This is a genomic window from Pseudomonas sp. QC2 (assembly GCF_002859085.1).
In the GTDB taxonomy this organism is placed as follows: Bacteria; Pseudomonadota; Gammaproteobacteria; order Pseudomonadales; family Pseudomonadaceae; genus Aquipseudomonas; species Aquipseudomonas petroselini.
Genome location: NZ_PKKS01000002.1, coordinates 215,432 through 235,665, shown reverse-complemented (window position 1 = coordinate 235,665; position 20,234 = coordinate 215,432). Strand labels below are relative to the sequence as shown.

The 20,234-nt window shown below is 61.9% G+C and carries 14 protein-coding genes and 1 pseudogene; all 15 read right to left on the bottom strand.

Going from position 1 to position 20,234, the window contains the following annotated elements; translation table 11 throughout:
• Window positions 1-42 precede the first annotated feature (42 nt).
• The 15 genes and pseudogenes from QCBJ_RS01290 to hutU all read right to left on the bottom strand — a co-directional run bounded on the left by QCBJ_RS01290 (window position 43) and on the right by hutU (window position 20,160).
• Entirely contained in the window at window positions 43-843 is an 801-nt protein-coding gene (locus tag QCBJ_RS01290) for a transporter substrate-binding domain-containing protein (protein WP_102059970.1), read from the bottom strand.
• Window positions 844-1,026: 183 nt separating this feature from the next.
• Window positions 1,027-3,599: pseudogene (mdoH, locus tag QCBJ_RS01285) on the bottom strand (glucans biosynthesis glucosyltransferase MdoH); the annotation flags it as partial.
• Window positions 3,592-5,328, bottom strand: a complete 1,737-nt coding sequence (locus QCBJ_RS01280) for a glucan biosynthesis protein G (protein ID WP_102059986.1) — start codon at window positions 5,326-5,328, stop codon at window positions 3,592-3,594. The pseudogene mdoH and the gene QCBJ_RS01280, both read right to left, overlap by 8 nt.
• A gap of 267 nt (window positions 5,329-5,595) precedes the next feature.
• Entirely contained in the window at window positions 5,596-6,033 is a 438-nt protein-coding gene (gene dtd / locus QCBJ_RS01275) for a D-aminoacyl-tRNA deacylase (protein ID WP_012721783.1), read from the bottom strand.
• Window positions 6,030-7,001 (bottom strand): prolyl aminopeptidase, encoded by a 972-nt coding sequence (gene pip / locus QCBJ_RS01270; RefSeq protein ID WP_012721782.1) that lies wholly within the window; start codon window positions 6,999-7,001, stop codon window positions 6,030-6,032. Before pip ends, dtd begins: the two co-directional genes overlap by 4 nt.
• A 315-nt stretch (window positions 7,002-7,316) precedes the next feature.
• The gene (gene hutG / locus QCBJ_RS01265) at window positions 7,317-8,117 is read right to left on the bottom strand and encodes an N-formylglutamate deformylase (protein WP_102059969.1); all 801 of its coding nucleotides are present in this window, start codon (window positions 8,115-8,117) and stop codon (window positions 7,317-7,319) included.
• Window positions 8,118-8,129: 12 nt separating this feature from the next.
• Window positions 8,130-9,335, bottom strand: a complete 1,206-nt coding sequence (hutI, locus tag QCBJ_RS01260) for an imidazolonepropionase (protein WP_102059968.1) — start codon at window positions 9,333-9,335, stop codon at window positions 8,130-8,132.
• A gap of 15 nt (window positions 9,336-9,350) precedes the next feature.
• Complete coding sequence (locus tag QCBJ_RS01255) at window positions 9,351-10,760, bottom strand: amino acid permease (RefSeq protein WP_046034002.1); 1,410 nt, start codon at window positions 10,758-10,760, stop codon at window positions 9,351-9,353.
• Between the two features lie 201 nt (window positions 10,761-10,961).
• Window positions 10,962-12,500 (bottom strand): histidine ammonia-lyase, encoded by a 1,539-nt coding sequence (gene hutH / locus QCBJ_RS01250; protein WP_102059967.1) that lies wholly within the window; start codon window positions 12,498-12,500, stop codon window positions 10,962-10,964.
• A 33-nt stretch (window positions 12,501-12,533) separates the two neighbouring features.
• Entirely contained in the window at window positions 12,534-14,042 is a 1,509-nt protein-coding gene (gene hutH / locus QCBJ_RS01245) for a histidine ammonia-lyase (protein WP_102059985.1), read from the bottom strand.
• A gap of 143 nt (window positions 14,043-14,185) precedes the next feature.
• Window positions 14,186-15,010 (bottom strand): glycine betaine/L-proline ABC transporter ATP-binding protein, encoded by an 825-nt coding sequence (locus tag QCBJ_RS01240; protein ID WP_046034013.1) that lies wholly within the window; start codon window positions 15,008-15,010, stop codon window positions 14,186-14,188.
• Window positions 15,007-15,858 (bottom strand): proline/glycine betaine ABC transporter permease, encoded by an 852-nt coding sequence (locus QCBJ_RS01235; RefSeq protein ID WP_012721776.1) that lies wholly within the window; start codon window positions 15,856-15,858, stop codon window positions 15,007-15,009. The genes QCBJ_RS01240 and QCBJ_RS01235 overlap by 4 nt, the downstream gene beginning before the upstream one ends.
• A 71-nt stretch (window positions 15,859-15,929) precedes the next feature.
• Window positions 15,930-16,895, bottom strand: a complete 966-nt coding sequence (locus QCBJ_RS01230) for an ABC transporter substrate-binding protein (protein WP_012721775.1) — start codon at window positions 16,893-16,895, stop codon at window positions 15,930-15,932.
• 69 nt (window positions 16,896-16,964) lie between these two features.
• On the bottom strand, window positions 16,965-18,410 hold the full coding sequence (locus QCBJ_RS01225; RefSeq protein WP_012721774.1) for a cytosine permease: 1,446 nt from the start codon (window positions 18,408-18,410) through the stop codon (window positions 16,965-16,967).
• A gap of 79 nt (window positions 18,411-18,489) precedes the next feature.
• Complete coding sequence (gene hutU / locus QCBJ_RS01220) at window positions 18,490-20,160, bottom strand: urocanate hydratase (RefSeq protein WP_177410637.1); 1,671 nt, start codon at window positions 20,158-20,160, stop codon at window positions 18,490-18,492.
• Between the last annotated feature and the right edge of the window lie 74 nt (window positions 20,161-20,234).

Sequence of the window (20,234 nt, the reverse complement as noted above, 5' to 3'; positions counted from 1 at the left end):
AGGAGTACCGGCAACCGGTTGATGTGTAAGCAGTTATGACTTTCAGTCGATTTCCACCCACCAATCGGTGTCTTTAAACCACTTGTCGTGCAGGCGATCGTAGGTCCCATCCTGGGCCACTTGATTAAGAAAATGGTTGATCCAGTTGAGGCTGTCGAAATCGCCCTTTTTCAAGCCGAATGCCAAGGGTTCGAAGGTAAAGGGTTGCTCAAGTGCCAGCAGCGTGCTGTTTTCCGGGCGGGTCAGGGCGATCAGGTTGTAGGGTGCGTCATGAATAAAAGCATCGGCCGCTCCCGCCAACACCTGGCGTACCCCTTCTTCCGGAGTGGCAAAACTGCTGATGCGGGCCGCCCCCAAAAACCGTCGTGCTGCCGCCTCACCCGTGGTGCCTTCGGTGGTGGCGATCCGGTAACTGGCGTCATCCAGGTCCTCGACACTGCTGACCTTGCCCAGAAGCCTTGGGTGCAACAACACCGACTGGCCGACCACGATGAACGAGTCGCTGAAGTTGAGCTTGAGGTTGCGTTCCTGGGTGACGGTCATGCCGCTGCCGATCAGGTCGAATTTCTTTGCCTGCAACCCCGCCACCAGCTCGGTGTAGGGCACAGTGACCAATTCAAGCTCGACCCCCAAGGCTTGGCTCATGACCTTGAGCAGGTCGATTTCAAAGCCGACGATGCGTCCCTGTTTATCGGTCATTTCGAAGGGCACGTAGGTGGGCGTGGTGCCGACCTTGAGCGCGCCGCGTCGAACGGCGTCGTCAATCGCGCCAGCCTGTGCCAGGCCCATGTGAATCCATGCGACAGCGCTGATCAGCAGCGCAGAACAATAGCCTTTGCTCATGAAGACCCCAGTAGCCGGTTAAATTCGGGGCGATGCTAACTCAGCCACGGGCACGGCAATACGCCTCGAACAAGGGTCTTTTGTTTCGAAATAACAAGAGGTTAAGCCGAGAGGGAAAGTAACGGAAAACGCTGTAGGACCAGCGTTCGGAACACCCCCGAGGAGAACCCTCGGGGGCGTCTGAATCAGGCCGGTTGGGCCTGGGACGACAGCGGTTGCAGCGGCAGCAACGGCGCGTGCGGGTCAGCCTTGATCGATTCCCGCCAGGCAGCGAGCCACTCGGCATGGCCTTCGCTCCAGACCTGCTCGTGCAGGCGAGCCAGGGCTACCGGGTCACTGAGCAAGGCCAGGCGTTCACCGTTGTTGAGGCCGGCAGGACCGACTTTCAACGCGTGACGCACACGTTCGGCACGCAGGTACTCAATCGGCTCGGCCTGCGCGTGACGCGAGGTCGCCAGGGCACAGGCCAGGGCGTTCTGCTGCGGGTCGACCACCGAGCGCACAAAGCCGTCATTCAGCGCATGCCAACGGTTTTCGTGGGTGTACTTGTCGGTGGACAGCAGCGCTTGCGGCGGATTGTATTCCTCAGGGATCAGGAACAGGCTCTCGTCGCGGGACTTGAGGCCCAGCCCGACACGGCTGGAAATCACCGACACCGGGATCGACAGCATCAGCGAACCCACGATCGGCACCAGCCACCACAGGAAGCTTGGGTTCAACCACACCACCAGCAACGCCCAAAAGAAGCCGAGCAAGGTCTGGGTGCCATGGCGCTTGATCGCTTCACCCCATGGGGTGGAGTCATCGTCACGCTGCGGCGAGTTCCAGGTCGCGGCCCAGCCGAGGAACGCGGCGAGTACGAAACGGGTGTGGAAGATCATCCGTACCGGTGCCAGCAGCATGGAGAACAGCATCTCCAGCAGCATCGACAAGGTCACCTTGAACTTGCCGCCGAACTCTTTCGCGCCTTTGGCCCAGATCAGGATGATGCTCAGCAGCTTCGGCAGGAACAACAGCACGATGGTGGTGGAGAACAGCGCCACCGCTTTGTCCGGATGCCATTGCGGCCACAGTGGGTAAAGCTGGCGTGGCGCCATGAAGTACTGCGGCTCCATCAGGGTGTTCACTGCCAGCAGGGCCGTGGACAGCACCAGGAACAGGAACCACAACGGTGCCGACAGGTAGGACATCACACCGGTCAGGAACACCGCGCGGTGCACCGGGTGCATACCCTTGACCAGGAACAGGCGGAAGTTCATCAGGTTACCGTGGCACCAGCGACGGTCACGCTTGAGTTCGTCCAGCAGGTTCGGCGGCAGTTCTTCGTAGCTGCCCGGCAGGTCGTAGGCAATCCACACGCCCCAGCCGGCACGACGCATCAGCGCGGCTTCAACAAAGTCATGGGACAGAATGGAACCGGCGAACGCGCCTTTGCCCGGCAATGGCGCCAGGGCGCAATGCTCGATAAACGGCTTCATGCGGATAATCGCGTTGTGACCCCAGTAGTGGGATTCACCCAACTGCCAGAAGTGCAGGCCGGCGGTAAACAGCGGGCCGTAGACGCGGGTCGCGAACTGCTGCATGCGTGCATACAGGGTGTCCATGCCCGACGCACGCGGCGCGGTCTGGATAATCCCGGCGTCCGGCGTGGCTTCCATCAGGCGCACCAGGCTGGTCAGGCATTCGCCGCTCATGACGCTGTCGGCGTCGAGCACGACCATGTATTTGTAGTCACCGCCCCAACGACGGCAGAAGTCGTCGAGGTTGCCGCTCTTGCGCTTTACGCGACGGCGACGGCGGCGATAGAAGATCTTGCCGAAACCACCCGCTTCACGGCACACGTCGAGCCAGGCTTGCTGTTCGGCGATGCAGATGTCGGCGTCATTACTGTCGCTGAGCACGAAGAAGTCGAAGCGGTCGAGGTCACCGGTGGCGGCGACCGATTCGAACGTCGCACGCAGACCCGCGAATACACGCGGCACGTCTTCGTTGCAGATCGGCATCACCAACGCGGTGCGGGCGTCTTTAGGGATCGGCTCGTCGCCGGCACTCTTACCGGAGATCCGGTATTTATCGTGGCCGGTGAGCAGTTCCAGGAAGCCCATCAACGCGGTCCAGAAACCCGCCGAGACCCAGCAGAACAAGATCCCGAACATGATCAGGATGCTGGTTTGCAGGGCGTAAGGCAGTACCTGGGTAGCGGTTTGCAACAAGGTCTGGTTGCGGATTTCGTCGAAGTCGACCAGCGACCAGCCCTGGTACGGCATGATGCCTTTCATGTACCAGCCGGCCACGATGGTCTGGCCGAGCATCAGCACCAGCAGGATGTAACGACGGATCGAACCCACGGTACGCCAGCGGGCGGCCGGCAATACGCGCTCATCCTTCGGCGGGGCCGGCGGGTTGCTGCGGCCGGTGAGACGACGCCAGCCGCGCACCAGGATATTGGTACGCCAGGGCTCCGGCACCACACGGGTACGACGAATCGGCGGCGTGGCCTTGAGGCACACACGGCCGCTGGCATCCAGCACCAGCATTTCGGCGTCTTGCAGCTCTTCGGCCGTGTTGAGGGTCAAACGGCGGCCTACCGACGCCTGGGCGGCATCGGTGGGCGCGTCGAACGTCGACGACGACAAACGCTCGTGCAACTCGGTGAAGGATGTGCAGCCCGCCAGTTCGGCGCGCTGCTCAGCGGTCATCGGTAGATGCGCCAGGTACTCGGACAGAGTCTCAGGCGTTACTTGAGAATTACTCATCGGCAGGCAACTGATAGCTCCAGGTTTCGGTCAGGACTTGTTCGGTCTTGATCGGCTCCGGCGTGGCTGGGGCAGCTTCTGGCTGCTTGGCTTCCTTGTCTTTCGCGTCTTTCTTGGCCTGTTTCTCGTGTTGCTTGGCCAGGACCTTGTCAGCCTTGAGCACGTGGCTCGAGTCCTGCTCAGGGGCCGGCGGTACAACATCCTGCACCAGCGCCGCGCGCATTTCGGTCGGCTTGCCTGCGTCCTTGATCTTCATGCGCAGGGTCAAGCGCCAGCCTTTGGTGTGCTCGTTGTAGCGCACGCTGTTTTCAACCAGCTCGGCGTTGTCGCTGACACTGACCTGGCTGCGCACCGGGGCATCCGCCGGCAGCGCCTTGAGGGACGGGCCCTCGAAGTCGACCAGGTAGGCCACGCTGCCGTCAGGCTGGCGGATCAAGTTGGATTGCTTCACGTCACCGGTGGAGCGCAGGGTCTGCTTGACCCAGGCGCTGTCGGCCGGGTGCAAGGCTTTCTCGTCCATGGTCCAGTGCAGGCGGTAGGAAACGTCCAGCGGCTGGCCCACTTCCGGCAGTTTTTCCGGGCTCCAGAAGGCAACGATGTTGTCGTTGGTTTCATCGGCGGTCGGAATCTCTACCAGGTTGACGGTGCCTTTGCCCCAGTCGCCCTCAGGCTCGATCCAGGCGCTTGGGCGCTTGTCGTAGTTGTCGTCGAGGTCTTCGTAGTGGCTGAAGTCGCGGCCGCGTTGCAGCAGGCCGAAACCTTTCGGGTTCTCTACGGTGAAGTTGCTGACCGACAGGTGTTTAGGGTTGTTCAGCGGACGCCAGATCCACTCGCCATTGCCGGCATGGATCGACAGACCGCTGGAGTCGTGCAGCTCGCGACGGTAGTTCAGCACTTTGGACGGCTGGTTCGCACCGAACAGGTACATGCTGGTCAACGGGGCTACGCCCAGTTTGGTGACCTTGTCGCGCAGGAACATCTGGGATTTCACATCGACAATGGTGTCGGTGCCCGGACGCAGGATCAGGCGATAAGCGCCGGTAGCCCGTGGCGAGTCCAACAGGGCAAAGATCACCAGTTGTTTCTCACCCGGCTTTGGACGTTCGATCCAGAACTCGGTGAAGCGCGGGAATTCTTCGCCGGACGGCAATGCAGTATCGATCGCCATGCCACGGGCGGACAGGCCATACGACTGACCCTTGCCGACCACGCGGAAGTAGCTCGCGCCGAGCATGGTCATGATTTCGTCTTGCTTGTCGGCCTTGTTGATCGGGTACAGCACACGGAAGCCGGCATAACCCAGCTGTTCGGTGGCTTTAGGATCAAACTTCACGTCGCCGAAATCGAAACGCGTCGGGTCGTACTTGATTTCCTGGACGCTGTCGGCGGTGACTTCATTGATTTTCACCGGTGTATCGAAGTGCATACCCTGGTGATAGAAGGACAGCTTGAACGGGGTGTTCTGATCGGCCCACTCGGCTTTTTCGTTGCGGAAACGAATCTTCTGGTAGTCCGCGAATTTCATTTCGCGGAATTCGTTCGGCAGATTGCTACGCGGAGCTTCGTATTTCTGCCCGGCCAGCTCTTTTGCCTTGGCCGACACATCATCCAGACTGAATGCCCACAGTTGACCCGCGCCGAACAGGCAAAACAGGGCAGAGCCCGTCACCAGTGCGTTTCGTAACCGTTTGGCTGACAATTTTGGTGCATTACAGGGACTAACAATCACGAGCAACCCTCGCCGAAAACAGATCAAAAAACCAACGGCCAGCTATCTATATGCCAGGTTGGCGAGCATTGTTCCGACTCCCCTTGGGCAAAATGATTCCCCATCGGTTGTCGGACAAGTCTCTACCTAAGTCAAAAATGGACCAAACAACGCTGATCCCCGTAGCGCGCGATTATCTAGTAGCCCGCGAAACAACGCATCAGGGATAACGAAGTATTTGTAGCGAAACCCTACGTTTTTAGGCATTAAAAGTCGTTTTTAATACATTCACGTCTGTAAGAGGAAGGTGACAGGCCCGTCATTGACCAAATGCACCTGCATATCGGCGCCAAAACGCCCCGACGCCACCTTGCCATGCAATTGTTGCGCTTGTAACAGCAAATGATCGAAAAGCGCCGCTCCCAGGGCCGGCGGGGCCGCTGTGGAGAAGCTCGGCCGCAGCCCGCTCTTGGTATCCGCCGCCAGGGTGAACTGCGACACCAGCAACAAACCGCCGTCGATATCCTTGAGCGATAGGTTCATCTTGCCTTCGTCGTCACTGAATACCCGGTAGTTCAGCAGCTTGTGCAGCAGTTTATCGGCACTCTCCGGCGTATCCGAAGGCTCGACAGCCACCAGCACCAGCAACCCCTGATCGACGGCGCCGACGATTTCGCCCGCCACCTCGACCCGGGCGCCTCGCACCCGTTGCAACAGGCCCTTCATGCTTCTTCAGGCGGCAGATCAAGCAGGCGCCGTGCCATTTCAGCGGTCGCGCGGACCAGCGCATCGGTAATACCAGGCTCCGACGCCGCATGGCCAGCCTCGCGAATCACCTGCAGCTCGCTGTTGGGCCACGCCTGATGCAGCTCCCAAGCGTTATCCAACGGGCAGATCATATCGTAGCGACCGTGGATGATTACGCCAGGCAGATGCGCAATCTTGTGCATATCGCGGATCAGCTGGTTGGGCTCCAGGAAGGAGTTGTTGGTGAAGTAGTGACATTCGATACGCGCGATGGACAGCGCGCGCTGCGGCTCGGAAAACCGCTCCACGTGCTGCGGGCTCGGGCACAGCCCCAGCATGCGGCCTTCCCAGCCGGACCAGGCCTTTGCCGCGTGCATCTGGGCGATCTGGTCGTTGCCGGTGAGACGCTTGTGATAGGCCGCGATCATGTCGTGGCGCTCTTCCGCCGGGATAGGCGCGATGTAATCCTGCCAGTAATCCGGGAACAGACGGCTGGCACCGGCCTGGTAGAACCATTCGATATCCTGCGGGCGGGCCAGGAAAATGCCACGCACGATCAGGCCATGCACACGCTCTGGATGGGTTTGCGCGTAGGCCAGGGCCAGGGTCGAGCCCCAGGAACCGCCGAACAGCACCCATTTGTCGATGCCCAGGTGCTCGCGGATGCGCTCCAGGTCGGCGACCAGGTCCCAGGTGGTGTTGTTTTCCAGGCTGGCGCGAGGGGTGGAGCGCCCGCAACCACGCTGGTCGAAGGTGACGATGCGGTACAGGTTCGGGTCGAAATAGCAGCGGCTCTGTGCGTCGCAACCTGCGCCAGGGCCACCATGGATGAATACGACGGGCAAGCCTTCGGGGGAGCCACTTTCATCGACGTACAGCGTGTGGGTGTCATCGACTGCCAGATCGTGCCGGGCGTAGGGTTTGATCTGCGGGTACCAAGTCTGCATTGCGCGCTCCGTAAGGGGTCGGGTTCATCCCTGGGGGGACGTCTTTTATTTTGCCGTCTGGCACTATAAACCCGAATTGTGCAATGAGCATGTCCTTGCGCGCTTAGACCTGTGTCAGCCCTTCTCTCCCCCGGCCATCGGGGTCCAACAGAGTGGATACGCCCGCGGCGTGTAGAGCCTGCCGGCAAAGGAGCGACAGTGAGACCGTCATCGGGGGCAAGCCCCCTCCCACACTTGCCCGCGTTTTGTCTGGATGACCGCGGTTCAATGTGGGAGGGGGCTTGCCCCCGATAGCTATTTCAGCAACACCACCACTCACCGATAGCGCGCTTGCCCCCAAGCCAACACCCCTTCCAGCAATTGCTTGAGCACCACCCGCGTCGGCTCGGCCAGGTCCGGGCGATAACGGAACGGCTCAACCTCTTCCATGTAAGTGCTCTGGCACAACTCCAGCTGCACAGCATGGATATCCTGCGCCGGGTCACCGTAATGCCGGGTGATATGGCCGCCCTTGAAACGTCCGTTGAGTACATGGGTGTACTGCGGATGGGTGGCGCAGATGGCCTCCAACTGGCTGGCCAGCCCTGGATCACAGGCAGCGCCGTTAAAGGTGCCAAGGTTGAAGTCCGGCAACTTGCCGTCGAACAGGTGCGGGATCACCGAGCGGATCGAATGCGCGTCAAACAGCAAGGCATAACCGAACTCGGCCTTGAGCCGCGCCAGTTCTTCTTGCAGCGTGCGGTGATAGGGGCCCCAGATCTTTTGCAGGTAACTGGCGCGCTCGGTCTCGCTCGGTTCCAGCCCTTCACGGAACAACGGCACACCCTCGAACAACGTGGCCGGGTACAGGCCGGTGGTGGCACCGGCATACAGTGGCTTGTCGTCGGAGGGCCGATTCAAGTCGATCACAAACCGCGAATATTCGGCCGACAGGGTGCTGGCACCCAGGGCTTCGGCGAAGTCATACAGCGTGGGGATGTGCCAGTCGGTGTCCGGCAGGCTTTGCGCCTCGGGGATCAACCCTGCCTCGACGGCGGGTGTGAGGCGCAGGCCGGCGTGGGGCATGCTGATCAGCAGCGGCACGCGGCCTTGTGTGAAGTTCAGAACCTTATCCACAAGCAATACTCCTCAAACAGTGACGTCGACGCCGTGGCGCACGACGCGTTTATCCAGCTCGCCACCCAGCCAATAGGCCAGGTCGGCAGGACGATCGATCTGCCAGGCCACAAAGTCCGCAACCTTGCCCACCTCCAACGAACCATGAGTGTCGCCCATGCCCAGCGCAGTGGCGGCATGGTGCGTAGCACCGGCGAGGGCTTCTTCCGGGGTCATGCGGAACAGCGTGCAGGCCATGTTGAGCATCAGGCGCACCGACAGCGCTGGGGACGTGCCGGGGTTGAGATCGCTGGCGATGGCGATTTTCACACCGTGTTTGCGCAAGGCCTCCATCGGCGGCAACTGGGTTTCGCGCAGGAAGTAGAACGCGCCGGGCAGCAAGACCGCGACGGTGCCGGAGGCGGCCATGGCGATGGCGTCTTCTTCGGTCATGAATTCCAGGTGGTCCGCCGACAACGCGTGGTAACGCGCCGCGAGGCTGGAGCCGTGCAGCGACGAAAGCTGTTCGGCGTGCAGCTTCACCGGCAGGCCCAGTTGCTGGGCGACTTTGAACACGCGCTCCACCTGCTCGGTGGAGAACGCCAAGTATTCGCAGAACGCATCCACCGCGTCCACCAAGCCTTCGGCCGCCAAAGCCGGCAGCATTTCGGTGCAGATGTGGTCGATGTAATCGTCGGCGCGGTCCTTGTACTCCGGCGGCAACGCGTGGGCCGCCAGGCACGTGGCGCGCACGCTGACCGGCAACGCCTCGCCGAGGCGACGAGCGACGCGCAGCATTTTGCGTTCGTTGACCAGGTCCAGCCCATAGCCGGACTTGATCTCCACGGTGGTGACGCCGTCGCGCAGCAGACTGCGCAAGCGCTTTTCAGCGCTGGCAAACAGCTCATCTTCCGTCGCAGCGCGGGTGGCACGCACGGTGCTGGCAATACCGCCGCCCTTGGCGGCGATCTCGGCGTAGCTGACACCTTCGAGGCGCTGCTCGAATTCGCCGCTGCGGTTGCCACCGAACACCGTGTGGGTGTGACAGTCGATAAGCCCGGGGGTGACCCACGCGCCGTGCAGGTCATGCACCTGGGCGTAATCCGCCGTCGGTACCTGGCTGCGGGGGCCGACCCACTCGATGACCGAACCGGCGGTCACCAGGGCGGCGTCCTCGATGATCGAGTATTTGCCCTGGGCCATGGTTGCGACGTGGCAGTGTTGCCAAAGCGTTTTCATCAACGCCTCCCTAAATTAACGATGAGACAAAGCCGGGTCGTAGTGCACCTTGGCCGCTTGCCCGGCTGCAGGCTTGACCCACAACAGGTAGGCAACCACCAGCAGCACGATCCACACGGCACCGACCAGCAAAGCGGCCTGGGTGTCCGGGAAGTAACCCAGCACGCCAAACACGAACAGCATGAAGACGATGGCGGCCGCTGGCGCATAAGGCCAGAACGGCACGGGGAATTTCAGCTCGGCGACTTGTTCCTGGGTCATCGAGCGGCGCATCGCGACCTGGGTGAACAGGATCATCAGCCAGACCCACACAGTGGCGAAGGTCGCAATCGAGGCGATCAGCAGGAACACGTTTTCCGGGATCAGGTAGTTGAGCACCACACCGCCCAGCAGCGCCGCGCCCATCACCACCACGGTCATCCACGGCACGCCGTGCTTGGACAACTGCGCAAAGCCCTTGGGCGCCTGCCCTTGTTGGGCCAGACCGTACATCATGCGGCCGGCGCCGAAGATGTCGCTGTTGATGGCCGAGACGGCTGCCGAGATCACCACGATGTTGAGGATGGTCGCCGCCGAGCCGATGCCCAGGTTGCTGAAGATCTGCACGAACGGGCTGCCCTGGCTGCCGATCTGCGGCCATGGGTAGATCGCCATCAACACAAACAAGGTCAGCACGTAGAACAACAGGATACGCAGCGGCACCGCGTTGATCGCCTTGGGGATCACGCGTTGCGGGTCCTTGGCTTCGCCGGCGGTAATACCGATGATTTCAATGCCGCCAAAAGCGAACATCACCACCGCGAACGAGGCAATCAGGCCGCCGATGCCATTGGGCATGAAGCCGCCGTGGGCCCACAGGTTGCTGAGACCGCTGGCCTGGGTGTCACCGGCCGAATGGATGCCGAACAGCATGATGCCGAAACCGCCGAGGATCATCGCGACGATGGCGCCGACCTTGAGCAGCGACAGCCAGAACTCCATTTCGCCAAACACTTTGACGTTGCACAGGTTCAGGCCGCCGATCAGAAACACAATGCCGAGGACCCAGACCCAGCGCGCGACATCGGGAAACCAGAAGCCCATATAGATGCCGAAGGCGGTGACGTCGGCCAGGCAGACGATGATCATTTCAAAGGCGTAGGTCCAACCGAGGATAAACCCCGCCATTGGGCCCAGGTAGGTGCTGGCGTACTGGCCGAAGGAGCCGGCGACCGGGTTGTGCACGGCCATTTCGCCGAGAGCGCGCATCACCATGAACACGGCGGCGCCGCCGATCAGGTAGGCCAACAGCACAGCGGGGCCCGCCATCTGGATCGCAGAGGCCGAGCCATAGAACAGCCCGGTGCCGATCGCGGAACCGAGTGCCATGAAGCGAATATGTCGGGCGCTGAGCCCGCGTTTCAAACCCTTTTCTTGCTGGTGCATTTCTCGTCCTTAATTATTTTTATCCTGAGAAAAATCCAAACCTGGCGCCTGACAACTGTAGTGAGCGGGCTTGCCCCGCGCTGGGCTGCGAAGCAGCCCTGAAATGGCCACCGCATGTCTTCAGACAGAACGCGACGGCGGGTTTTGGGGCCGCTGCGCAGCCCAGCGCGGGGCAAGCCCGCTCACTACAGGTTGTTGCGGTTACAGGCTCGGCAGGAGACTGGCCGGCACCAGCTCATTCAGGCAGCGAGTGGCGAGCAATTCGCTGGCGGCGTTGATGTCCGGGGCGAAGAAGCGGTCCTTGTCGTAGAACGCCACTTTGTCGCGCAAAATCCCACGCGCTTTTTCCAGCTTCGGTGAGGTTTTCAGACCTTCGCGCAGGTCCAGGCCCTGGCACGCGGCCAGCCATTCCACGGCGAGAATGCCACGGGTGTTCTCGGCCATTTCCCACAGGCGTTTGCCGGCAGCCGGGGCCATCGACACATGGTCTTCCTGGTTGGCGGAAGTCGGCAGGCTGTCGACGCTATGGGGATGAGCCAGTGCCTTATTCTCGCTGGCGAGTGCGGCGGCGGTCACTTGGGCGATCATGAAACCGGAGTTCACCCCGCCATTGCCGACCAGGAACGGCGGCAGTTGCGACATGTGCTTGTCCATCATCAGCGAGATACGACGCTCGCTCAGGGAACCGATTTCGGCGATGGCCAGCGCCATGTTGTCGGCAGCCATCGCCACGGGTTCGGCGTGGAAGTTGCCGCCGGAAATCACGTCGCCTTCAGCGGCGAACACCAGCGGGTTATCCGACACGGCGTTGGCTTCGACCACCAGCACGTCAGCAGCCTGGCGGAACTGGGTCAGGCACGCGCCCATGACTTGTGGCTGGCAGCGCAGGGAGTAAGGGTCCTGGACCTTGTCGCAGTTCTGGTGCGACTGGGACACCTGGCTGCTTTCACCCAGCAGGTCACGATAGGCCGCAGCGGAATCGATCTGGCCGCGTTGGCCGCGAGCCGCGTGGATGCGCGCATCGAAAGGCGAACGCGAACCCAGCACCGCCTCCACGGTGAGGCCGCCGCAGGCCAGGGCGCCGGCGAACAAGTCTTCGCCTTCGAACAGGCCACGCAGGGCATAGGCGGTGGACACCTGGGTGCCGTTGAGCAGTGCCAGGCCTTCCTTGGCGGCGAGGGTCAGCGGCGTCAGGCCCGCGACTTTCAAAGCTTCGGTCGCTTCCAGCCATTCGCCTTTGTAACGCGCCTTGCCTTCGCCGAGCAGCACCAGGGACATGTGCGCCAGCGGCGCCAGGTCGCCGGACGCGCCGACCGAACCTTTCAACGGGATGTGCGGGTACACCTCGGCGTTGATCAGCGCGATCAGCGCGTCGATCACCTGGCGGCGGATCCCGGAGAACCCACGGCTCAGGCTGTTGACCTTGAGCACCATGACCAGTCGCACCAGCGCATCGCTGATCGGCTCACCGACGCCGGCGGCGTGGGACAGCACCAGCGAACGCTGGAGGTTTTCCAGGTCTTCGCTGGCGATGCGGGTCGAGGCCAGCAGGCCAAAACCGGTGTTGATGCCGTAGGCGGTGCGGTTCTCGGCGAGAATCTGCTCCACGCAGGCCACACTGGCTTCGATCTGCGCCGTGGCGCTGTCATCCAGGCGGAGGGTTACCGGCTGCTGGTAGATGGCGCGCAGTTGGGCAAGGCTCAGCTGGCCTGGAATCAGGTTTAGCGCAGTCACATTCATACTCCTTGTGAATTGTTCTTTTTGAATAAGTCTTCAGTGCAAATTGGGTAATGCGGTGTCTTTGAGCACCTGGGCAGCCGCCGCAATGTCCGGCGCCAGCCAGCGGTCCTGTTCATAGGCCGGCACCACTTCACGCAACAGGCGCCAGGCGCGGTCGGTGCCCACGCCGAAGTGCTGGTCTTTCAAAAATTCGAACGCCTGGGCCGCCAGCAAATACTCGATGGCGAGGATCTGAGTGACGTTGGCCAATACCTGATGCAGCTTGAGCGCGGCATTGGTGCCCATGCTCAGGTGGTCTTCCTGCAGGCCCGAGGTGACGAAGTTGTCGAGCACCGCCGGTTGCGCCAGTTGGCGGTTTTGCCCACACAGTGAAGCGGCGACGTACTGCACGATCATCATCCCGGAGTTGACCCCGGGGTTGCTCACCAGGAACGCCGGCAGGCCGCTGACGTGCGGGTTGATCAGGCGATCCAGGCGGCGTTCGGCCACTGAGCCGATTTCAGCCATGGCAATCGCCAGCATGTCCGCCGCCAACGCCACGGATTGCCCATGCGGGTTGGCTTGGGACACCACGCGATAGTTGTCCGGTGTGCCGAGCACCAACGGGTTATCGGTGGCGCTGTTGAGTTCGGTCTCGATTTGACGGGTGGCGTGCTCCACCTGGTCGCGCGCCGCACCGTGGATCTGCGGGATCGAGCGGATGCTCAGGGCGTCCTGGGTGCGAATGCCTTTGCTGCTGGCGATCACTTCGCTGCCATCGAGCAAGGCGCGCAGGTTCATCCCCACATGCTGCATGCCAGGGTGCGGCTTGAGTGCGATGATTTCTTCATCGAACGCATCGATCTGCCCGCGCTGGGCTTCGAAACTCATGGCGCCGATCACGTCGGCCCATTGCAGCAAGTGATGCGCATCAGCCAGGGCCAGGCAGCTCAGGCCGGTCATGCACGGCGTGCCGTTGACCAGGCACAGGCCGTCCTTGGCGCCGAGCACCACCGGCTGCAAGCCTTCCGCACTTAATGCCTCTTGAGCGGGAACGATCTGACCGCGGTAACTCACATTGCCCACACCCAGCAAGGCCACGCCGACGTGGGCCATATGGGTCAGGTACCCCACTGAGCCCTGGGACGGCACTTGCGGCGTGATGCCGTGGTTGAGCAGCGCCAGCAGCGAGTGCACCACTTGCGGATGCAGGCCGGATTTGCCATGGCTGTAGTTGATGATGGCCGCGCAGATGATCGCGCGGGTCTGCTCGTCGCTCAATGCCGGGCCGACGCCGCAGGCATGGCTGAGCAAGGTGTTGCGCGACAGCTGGCTGAGTTGCTCGCCCTTGAGCGACACATTGCACAGCGCGCCCAGGCCGGTGTTCACGCCATAGGCGCGCTCACCGCGGGTGACGATGCGCTGCACGATGGCCTGGGCGTTATCGATGCGCGCCCAGGCCTGGCCCGAGAGCTCGAGCACCGCGCCGTGGCGGGCGACGGCGACTACGTCCTGCCAGCGCATTGGGGTGTCGGCGAGGGTGATTGTTGTTGCCTGGGGCATCTTCATACTCTCTTCAATTCTTGTGCAGCCTTACCGGCCCTATCGGGGGCAAGCCCCCTCCCACCTTTGATCGGGTTAACACAGGGCCAATGTGGGAGGGGCTTGCACCCGATGAGGCCATCAGCCTCACCAACAAATCCAGGTCAGACCACCGCCGCCCGCCGCTGAACAAACCGATCCACATACTCATCCGCCGGCGAATGCAGGATCTCCCGAGGCGTGCCGACCTGGATCAGCTTGCCGTCCTTGAGGATCGCAATGCGGTTGCCGATGCGCACGGCCTCGTCGAGGTCGTGGGTGATAAATACGATGGTTTTGTGCAGGGTCTTTTGCAGCTCCAGCAACTGGTCCTGCATCTCGGCGCGGATCAGCGGGTCGAGGGCGCTGAAGGCTTCGTCCATCAGGATGATGTCGGTGTCGGCCGCCAGTGCGCGAGCCAGGCCCACACGCTGGCGCATGCCGCCGGAAAGCTGGTGCGGGTATTTGTTTTCGTAACCCTTGAGGCCCACGGTTTCGATCCAGTGCAGGGCGCGTTCGGCGCACACCTGCTTGGTTTCACCACGCACCTTGAGGCCGTAGGCGACGTTGTCGAGCACGCTCTTGTGGGGCAGCAGGCCGAAGCTCTGGAACACCATGCTGATCTTGTGCCGACGGAATTGGCGCAGGGCTTCCATGTCCAGTTGCAGGATGTCTTCGCCGTCCACCAGGATCGCGCCGCTGGTCGGGTCGATCAGGCGATTGAAGTGGCGCACCAAGGTGGATTTGCCCGAGCCCGACAGGCCCATGATCACGAAGATCTCACCGGTGCCGATGCTCAGGGACAGGTCGTTCACGCCGACCACACAACCGGTCTCGGCCAGTACCTGATCCTTGGTCTTGCCCTGGCCAACCAGCGCCAGCGCTTCTTTGGAGCGGTTGCCGAAGATCTTGAAGACGTTTTTAACTTCGATTTTGCTGACAGTAGTCATTTGCTCGCCTCGTGCCGTGGACGACCATAGGCCTGGGTAATGCGGTCGATGACCACGGCGAGAATCACGATCGCCAGTCCGGCTTCGAGGCCTCGGCCAACGTTGAGGGTCTGGATGCCGACGAGCACGTCTTCACCCAAGCCACGGGCGCCGATCATCGAGGCGATCACCACCATCGACAGCGCCATCATGGTGGTCTGGTTGATGCCGGCCATGATGCTCGGCAACGCCAGCGGCAGCTGCACGCCGAACAGTTGCTGCCAGCGGTTGGCACCAAAGGCGTTGATCGCTTCCATGACTTCGCCGTCAACTTGGCGAATGCCCAGGTCAGTGAGGCGGATCAGCGGCGGCGCGGCGTAGATCACCGTGGCAAAAATCGCCGGGACCTTGCCCAGGCCGAACAGCATCAGCACCGGGATCAGGTACACGAAGCTGGGCATGGTCTGCATGATGTCGAGCAACGGCATCAGCACCGAACGCAGGCGATTGCTGCGCGCCGACAGAATGCCCAACGGAATGCCGATCAGCACCGAGATCACCGTGGCGACCATCATCAGCGCCAGGGTTTGCATCAGCTTGTCCCACAGGCCAACCGCGCCCACCAGGAACAGCAAACCGACGATCACCGCCGTGGTCACCACCTTGCGGGTGGCGTGCCAGGCAACCGCGCCGACGATGGCCAGCATCAGCCACCAGGGGGCTGCGCGCAGCAACCCTTCCAGGTTGACGATGGCCCATAGCAGGGTGTCGGAGATGTGCCGGAACACATCACCGTAGTTGGTGACCAGTGAGTCCACCCAACCGTTGACCCAGTCGGCGATGGAAAACGTAAAACTCTCAGGAAACATAGCGTGCTCTCGATCCAGTGGGTTGTGGCCAGGCGCCCGGCTGCCCCTCAGGGTAGCCGGGCACGCTTGACCTACAAGGCCGCGTCGATTTTCTTGGCTGCGTCTTCACTCACCCAGGCGTGCCAGACTTCAGGATGTTCCTTGAGGAAAATTTTCGCCAGTTTCGGCGACTCAATTCGCTCCTTGGCCATGCGACCCAGGTTCTGGTTCAGCAGGTCGATGGGCAGGTTGACCTTTTCCAGCACGGCCACCAATTCCGGGGCTTGCTCGTGGAAAGCCTTGGACAGGCCAACCTTGATGCTCACGCTTTTATCCACGCCGGGTTTTTCTTCCAGCTTGACCAGGTCGACCTGGCCCATCAGCGGCGTGGGCGACCAGTAGTAAAACAGGATCGGCTCGCCGCGCTTGTAGCTCGACAGCACCGCCGCATCCAGTGCCGGGCCGGTGCCTGGGCGGAAGTTGGTGTAGGTGCTTTCCAGGCCGTAGCTCTTCAGCATTTCGCTGTTGTCCAGCTCGCAGGTCCAGCCGGCCGGGCAGTTGTAGAAGCGGCCCTTGGACGGCTCTTCCTGGTCCTTGAACACCGAGGCGTATTTGGCCAGGTCGGCGATGTTCTTCAGGTCCGGGGCCTTGGGTTCCAACTTGCGCTTGGCGTCGCCTTCGATCACGTAGCGCGGCACGTACCAGCCCTCGATGGCGCCGACAATCGGGGCACCGACGCCGACGACTTTGCCGGCCTTCTCGGCCTTGTTCCAGACTTCACTGCGGCCGACCCATTCTTCGGCAAACACTTGGATATCGTTGCTGCTCAGGGCGTTTTCCATGGTGATGGAGTTGCCCGGCAGGCTGTCGGTTTTGCAGTCGTAGCCTTTTTCCAGCACGGTTTGCAGGATGTCGGTGAGCAACATGCCGCTTTCCCAGTTCAGGCCGGCAAATTTCACCGGTTTGCCGGATTCGCACCAGCCGGCCGCCTGGGCGCCAGCGCTGGCCAGCAAACCTGCAGAGAGCAAGGTGGCCAGCAGGGTCTTATGCATTTTCATTGTTGTGACGCTCCCAATCTTGAAATGGATTACGGCAGTCAGTAGGCATCCTGCCCTGTCCACGTCCCATCAGGCTTGTGCGGCCAGCCCGTTTGTTGTTGGTGTAGCGCCCTGCTCTACCGGCAGGATCAGGTGATCGGGCACTGTGCCGTGCCATTTTTTCGCACACAGGTAATACAGGGCTGCTGGCAGTACCAGACCGATGATCCAGGAAATGTCCACGTCACCCAGCGCGGCCACCAAGGGGCCGGTGTAGAACTTGGTGGAGATGAACGGCAATTGCACCAGCACGCCGAACACATAGACGCTGATACCGAGCAGGTTCCAGCGACCGTAGCGACCGTTCGGGTCGGCCAGCGCCGGCACGTCATAACGCTCGCGAGTGATGCAGTAGTAGTCCACCAGGTTGATCGCACTCCAGGGCGTAAAGAACGCCAGCAGGAACAGGATGAAAGACTTGAACGCACCGAGGAACGAGTGCTGGCCCAGCAACGCGATCAGGGTCGCGGTACCGACGATGACCAACACGAACACCAGACGCTGCAGGCGCGTGACCTCCAGGCGGCCACGGAAGCCGCTGATGATGGTCGCAATGCACATGAAGCTGCCGTAGGAGTTCAGCGTAGAGATGGTGACCTTGCCGAACGCGATGCTGAAGTACAGCAGCGCAGCGGTGGCACCGGTGCCGCTCAAACCCACGATGTAGGCCACTTCGTGACCGGCGAACTGCCCGTTGGACATGGCCGCGGCAAACACGCCAAGGACCATCGCCACCTGCGCGCCAATGACCGAACCGGCGCCGGCGGCGAGGAAGGTTTTCACCGAAGACGTCGCGCTCGGCAGGTAACGTGAATAGTCCGCCACGTAAGGGCCGAAAGCGATCTGCCAGGAGGCCGCGAGCGACACCGCCAGCAAGAAGCTGCTCCAGCTGAAGTGGCGGATTTGCAGGAGGGCGCCAACGTCGGTCTGGCTCACCAGGCGACTGAACAGGTAGACAAAGGCAATCACGCCAATGACGCTGGCGACGCGGCCGATGAAATGGATTACCCGGTAACCCAGCACGGTGACCAGCACAATGACACTGGCGAAGATCAGGATGCCGACGCTGTCACTGACCCCAAACAACTGGCCCAGCGCCTGGCCGGAAAGCACGGTGCCGGTGGCGGTGAAACCGAGGTACATCAGGCACACCAGCACGATCGGGATGGCCGCGCCGTAAACGCCGAACTGAACCCGGCTGGAGATCATCTGCGGCAGGCCAAGCTTGGGACCTTGCGCCGCATGCAGCGCCATGACACCGCCGCCGATGAGTTGACCGATCAACAGACCGATCAACGACCAGAACACATCACCGCCCAGCACCACGGCCAGGGCCCCGGTGACAATCGCGGTGATTTGCAGGTTGGCGCCCATCCATAGGGTGAACTGGCTCAACAGACGACCGTGTCTTTCCACTTCCGGGATGTAGTCGATCGAACGCCTTTCGATCAACGGGGTGGTGTCATTTGCAGCCATGTTGTTCAACCTCTGATGGATTGTTTTCTGGTTCACTGCAGATCAAATGTGGGAGGGGGCTTGCCCCCTCCCCCCTGGGTTACTTGATCATCGGCAGGTTCAGGCCCTGTTCCTTGGCGCAGTCGATCGCGATCTGGTAGCCGGCATCGGCGTGACGCATCACCCCGGTGGCCGGGTCGTTGTGCAGTACGCGGGCGATCCGCTCGGCCGCTTCGTCGGTACCGTCGCAGACGATCACCATGCCGGAGTGCTGGGAGAAGCCCATGCCCACGCCGCCGCCGTGGTGCAGCGAGACCCAGGTCGCGCCGCTGGCGGTGTTGAGCAAGGCGTTGAGCAGCGGCCAGTCGGACACAGCGTCGGAGCCGTCCTGCATGGCTTCGGTCTCGCGGTTCGGGCTGGCGACCGAGCCGGAGTCCAAGTGGTCACGGCCGATCACGACCGGAGCCGACAGCTCGCCGCTGCGCACCATTTCGTTGAACGCCAGGCCGAGCTTGGCGCGCTGGCCCAGGCCAACCCAGCAGATACGCGCCGGCAGGCCCTGGAAGCTGATGCGTTCGCGGGCCATGTCCAGCCAGTTGTGCAGGTGGGCGTCGTCCGGGATCAGCTCTTTGACTTTGGCGTCGGTCTTGTAGATGTCTTGCGGGTCGCCGGACAGTGCCGCCCAACGGAACGGGCCGACGCCACGGCAGAACAGTGGACGGATGTAGGCCGGTACGAAGCCTGGGAAGTCGAATGCGTTTTCCACGCCTTCTTCCTGGGCCATCTGGCGGATGTTGTTGCCGTAGTCGAAGGTCGGGATGCCTTGTTTCTGGAACGCGAGCATGGCTTTGACGTGCACGGCCATCGATTGCTTGGCGGCCTTGATCACGGCGGCGGGCTCGGTCTTGGCGCGGGCGCGGTATTCGTCCCAGGTCCAGCCGGCCGGCAGGTAGCCGTTGAGTGGGTCGTGGGCGCTGGTCTGGTCGGTGACCATGTCCGGGCGTACGCCACGTTTGACCAGTTCCGGCAGGATTTCCGCCGCGTTACCCAGCAGGGCGATGGAAATGGCCTTGCCTTCCTGAGTGTATTTGGCGATGCGCGCCAGGGCGTCGTCGAGGTCGGTGGCTTGTTCGTCGACGTAACGGCTGTTCAGGCGGAAATCGATGCTGACCTGCTGGCACTCGATGTTCAGCGAGCACGCACCGGCCAGGGTTGCAGCCAACGGCTGGGCACCGCCCATGCCGCCGAGACCGGCGGTGAGCACCCAACGGCCTTTGAGGTTTGAATCGTAGTGCTGGCGACCGGCTTCGACGAAGGTTTCATAGGTGCCCTGGACGATGCCTTGGCTGCCGATGTAGATCCAGCTGCCGGCGGTCATCTGGCCGTACATGGCCAGGCCCTTGGCATCCAGTTCGTTGAAGTGTTCCCAGCTCGCCCAGTGCGGCACCAGGTTGGAGTTGGCGATCAGTACACGCGGGGCATTGGTGTGGGTCTTGAACACACCGACCGGTTTACCGGATTGCACCAGCAGGGTTTCGTCGTCGTTCAGGTGGGTGAGGCTCTCGACGATCTGGTCGTAGCACTCCCAGTTACGTGCCGCACGGCCGATACCGCCGTACACCACCAATTCTTTTGGGTTCTCGGCCACTTGCGGGTCGAGGTTGTTCATCAGCATGCGCAGCGGCGCTTCAGTCAGCCAGCTTTTGGCGGTGAGCTTGTTACCGTGGGCGGCACGGATTTCGACGTCACGGTATTTTGTAGGCTTGGTCACAGCTAGGACTCCTCGGCGATCGATGCGCATGCTTGGCGGGTGCGAAGACGACTCTTACGCACACATCTTTACTT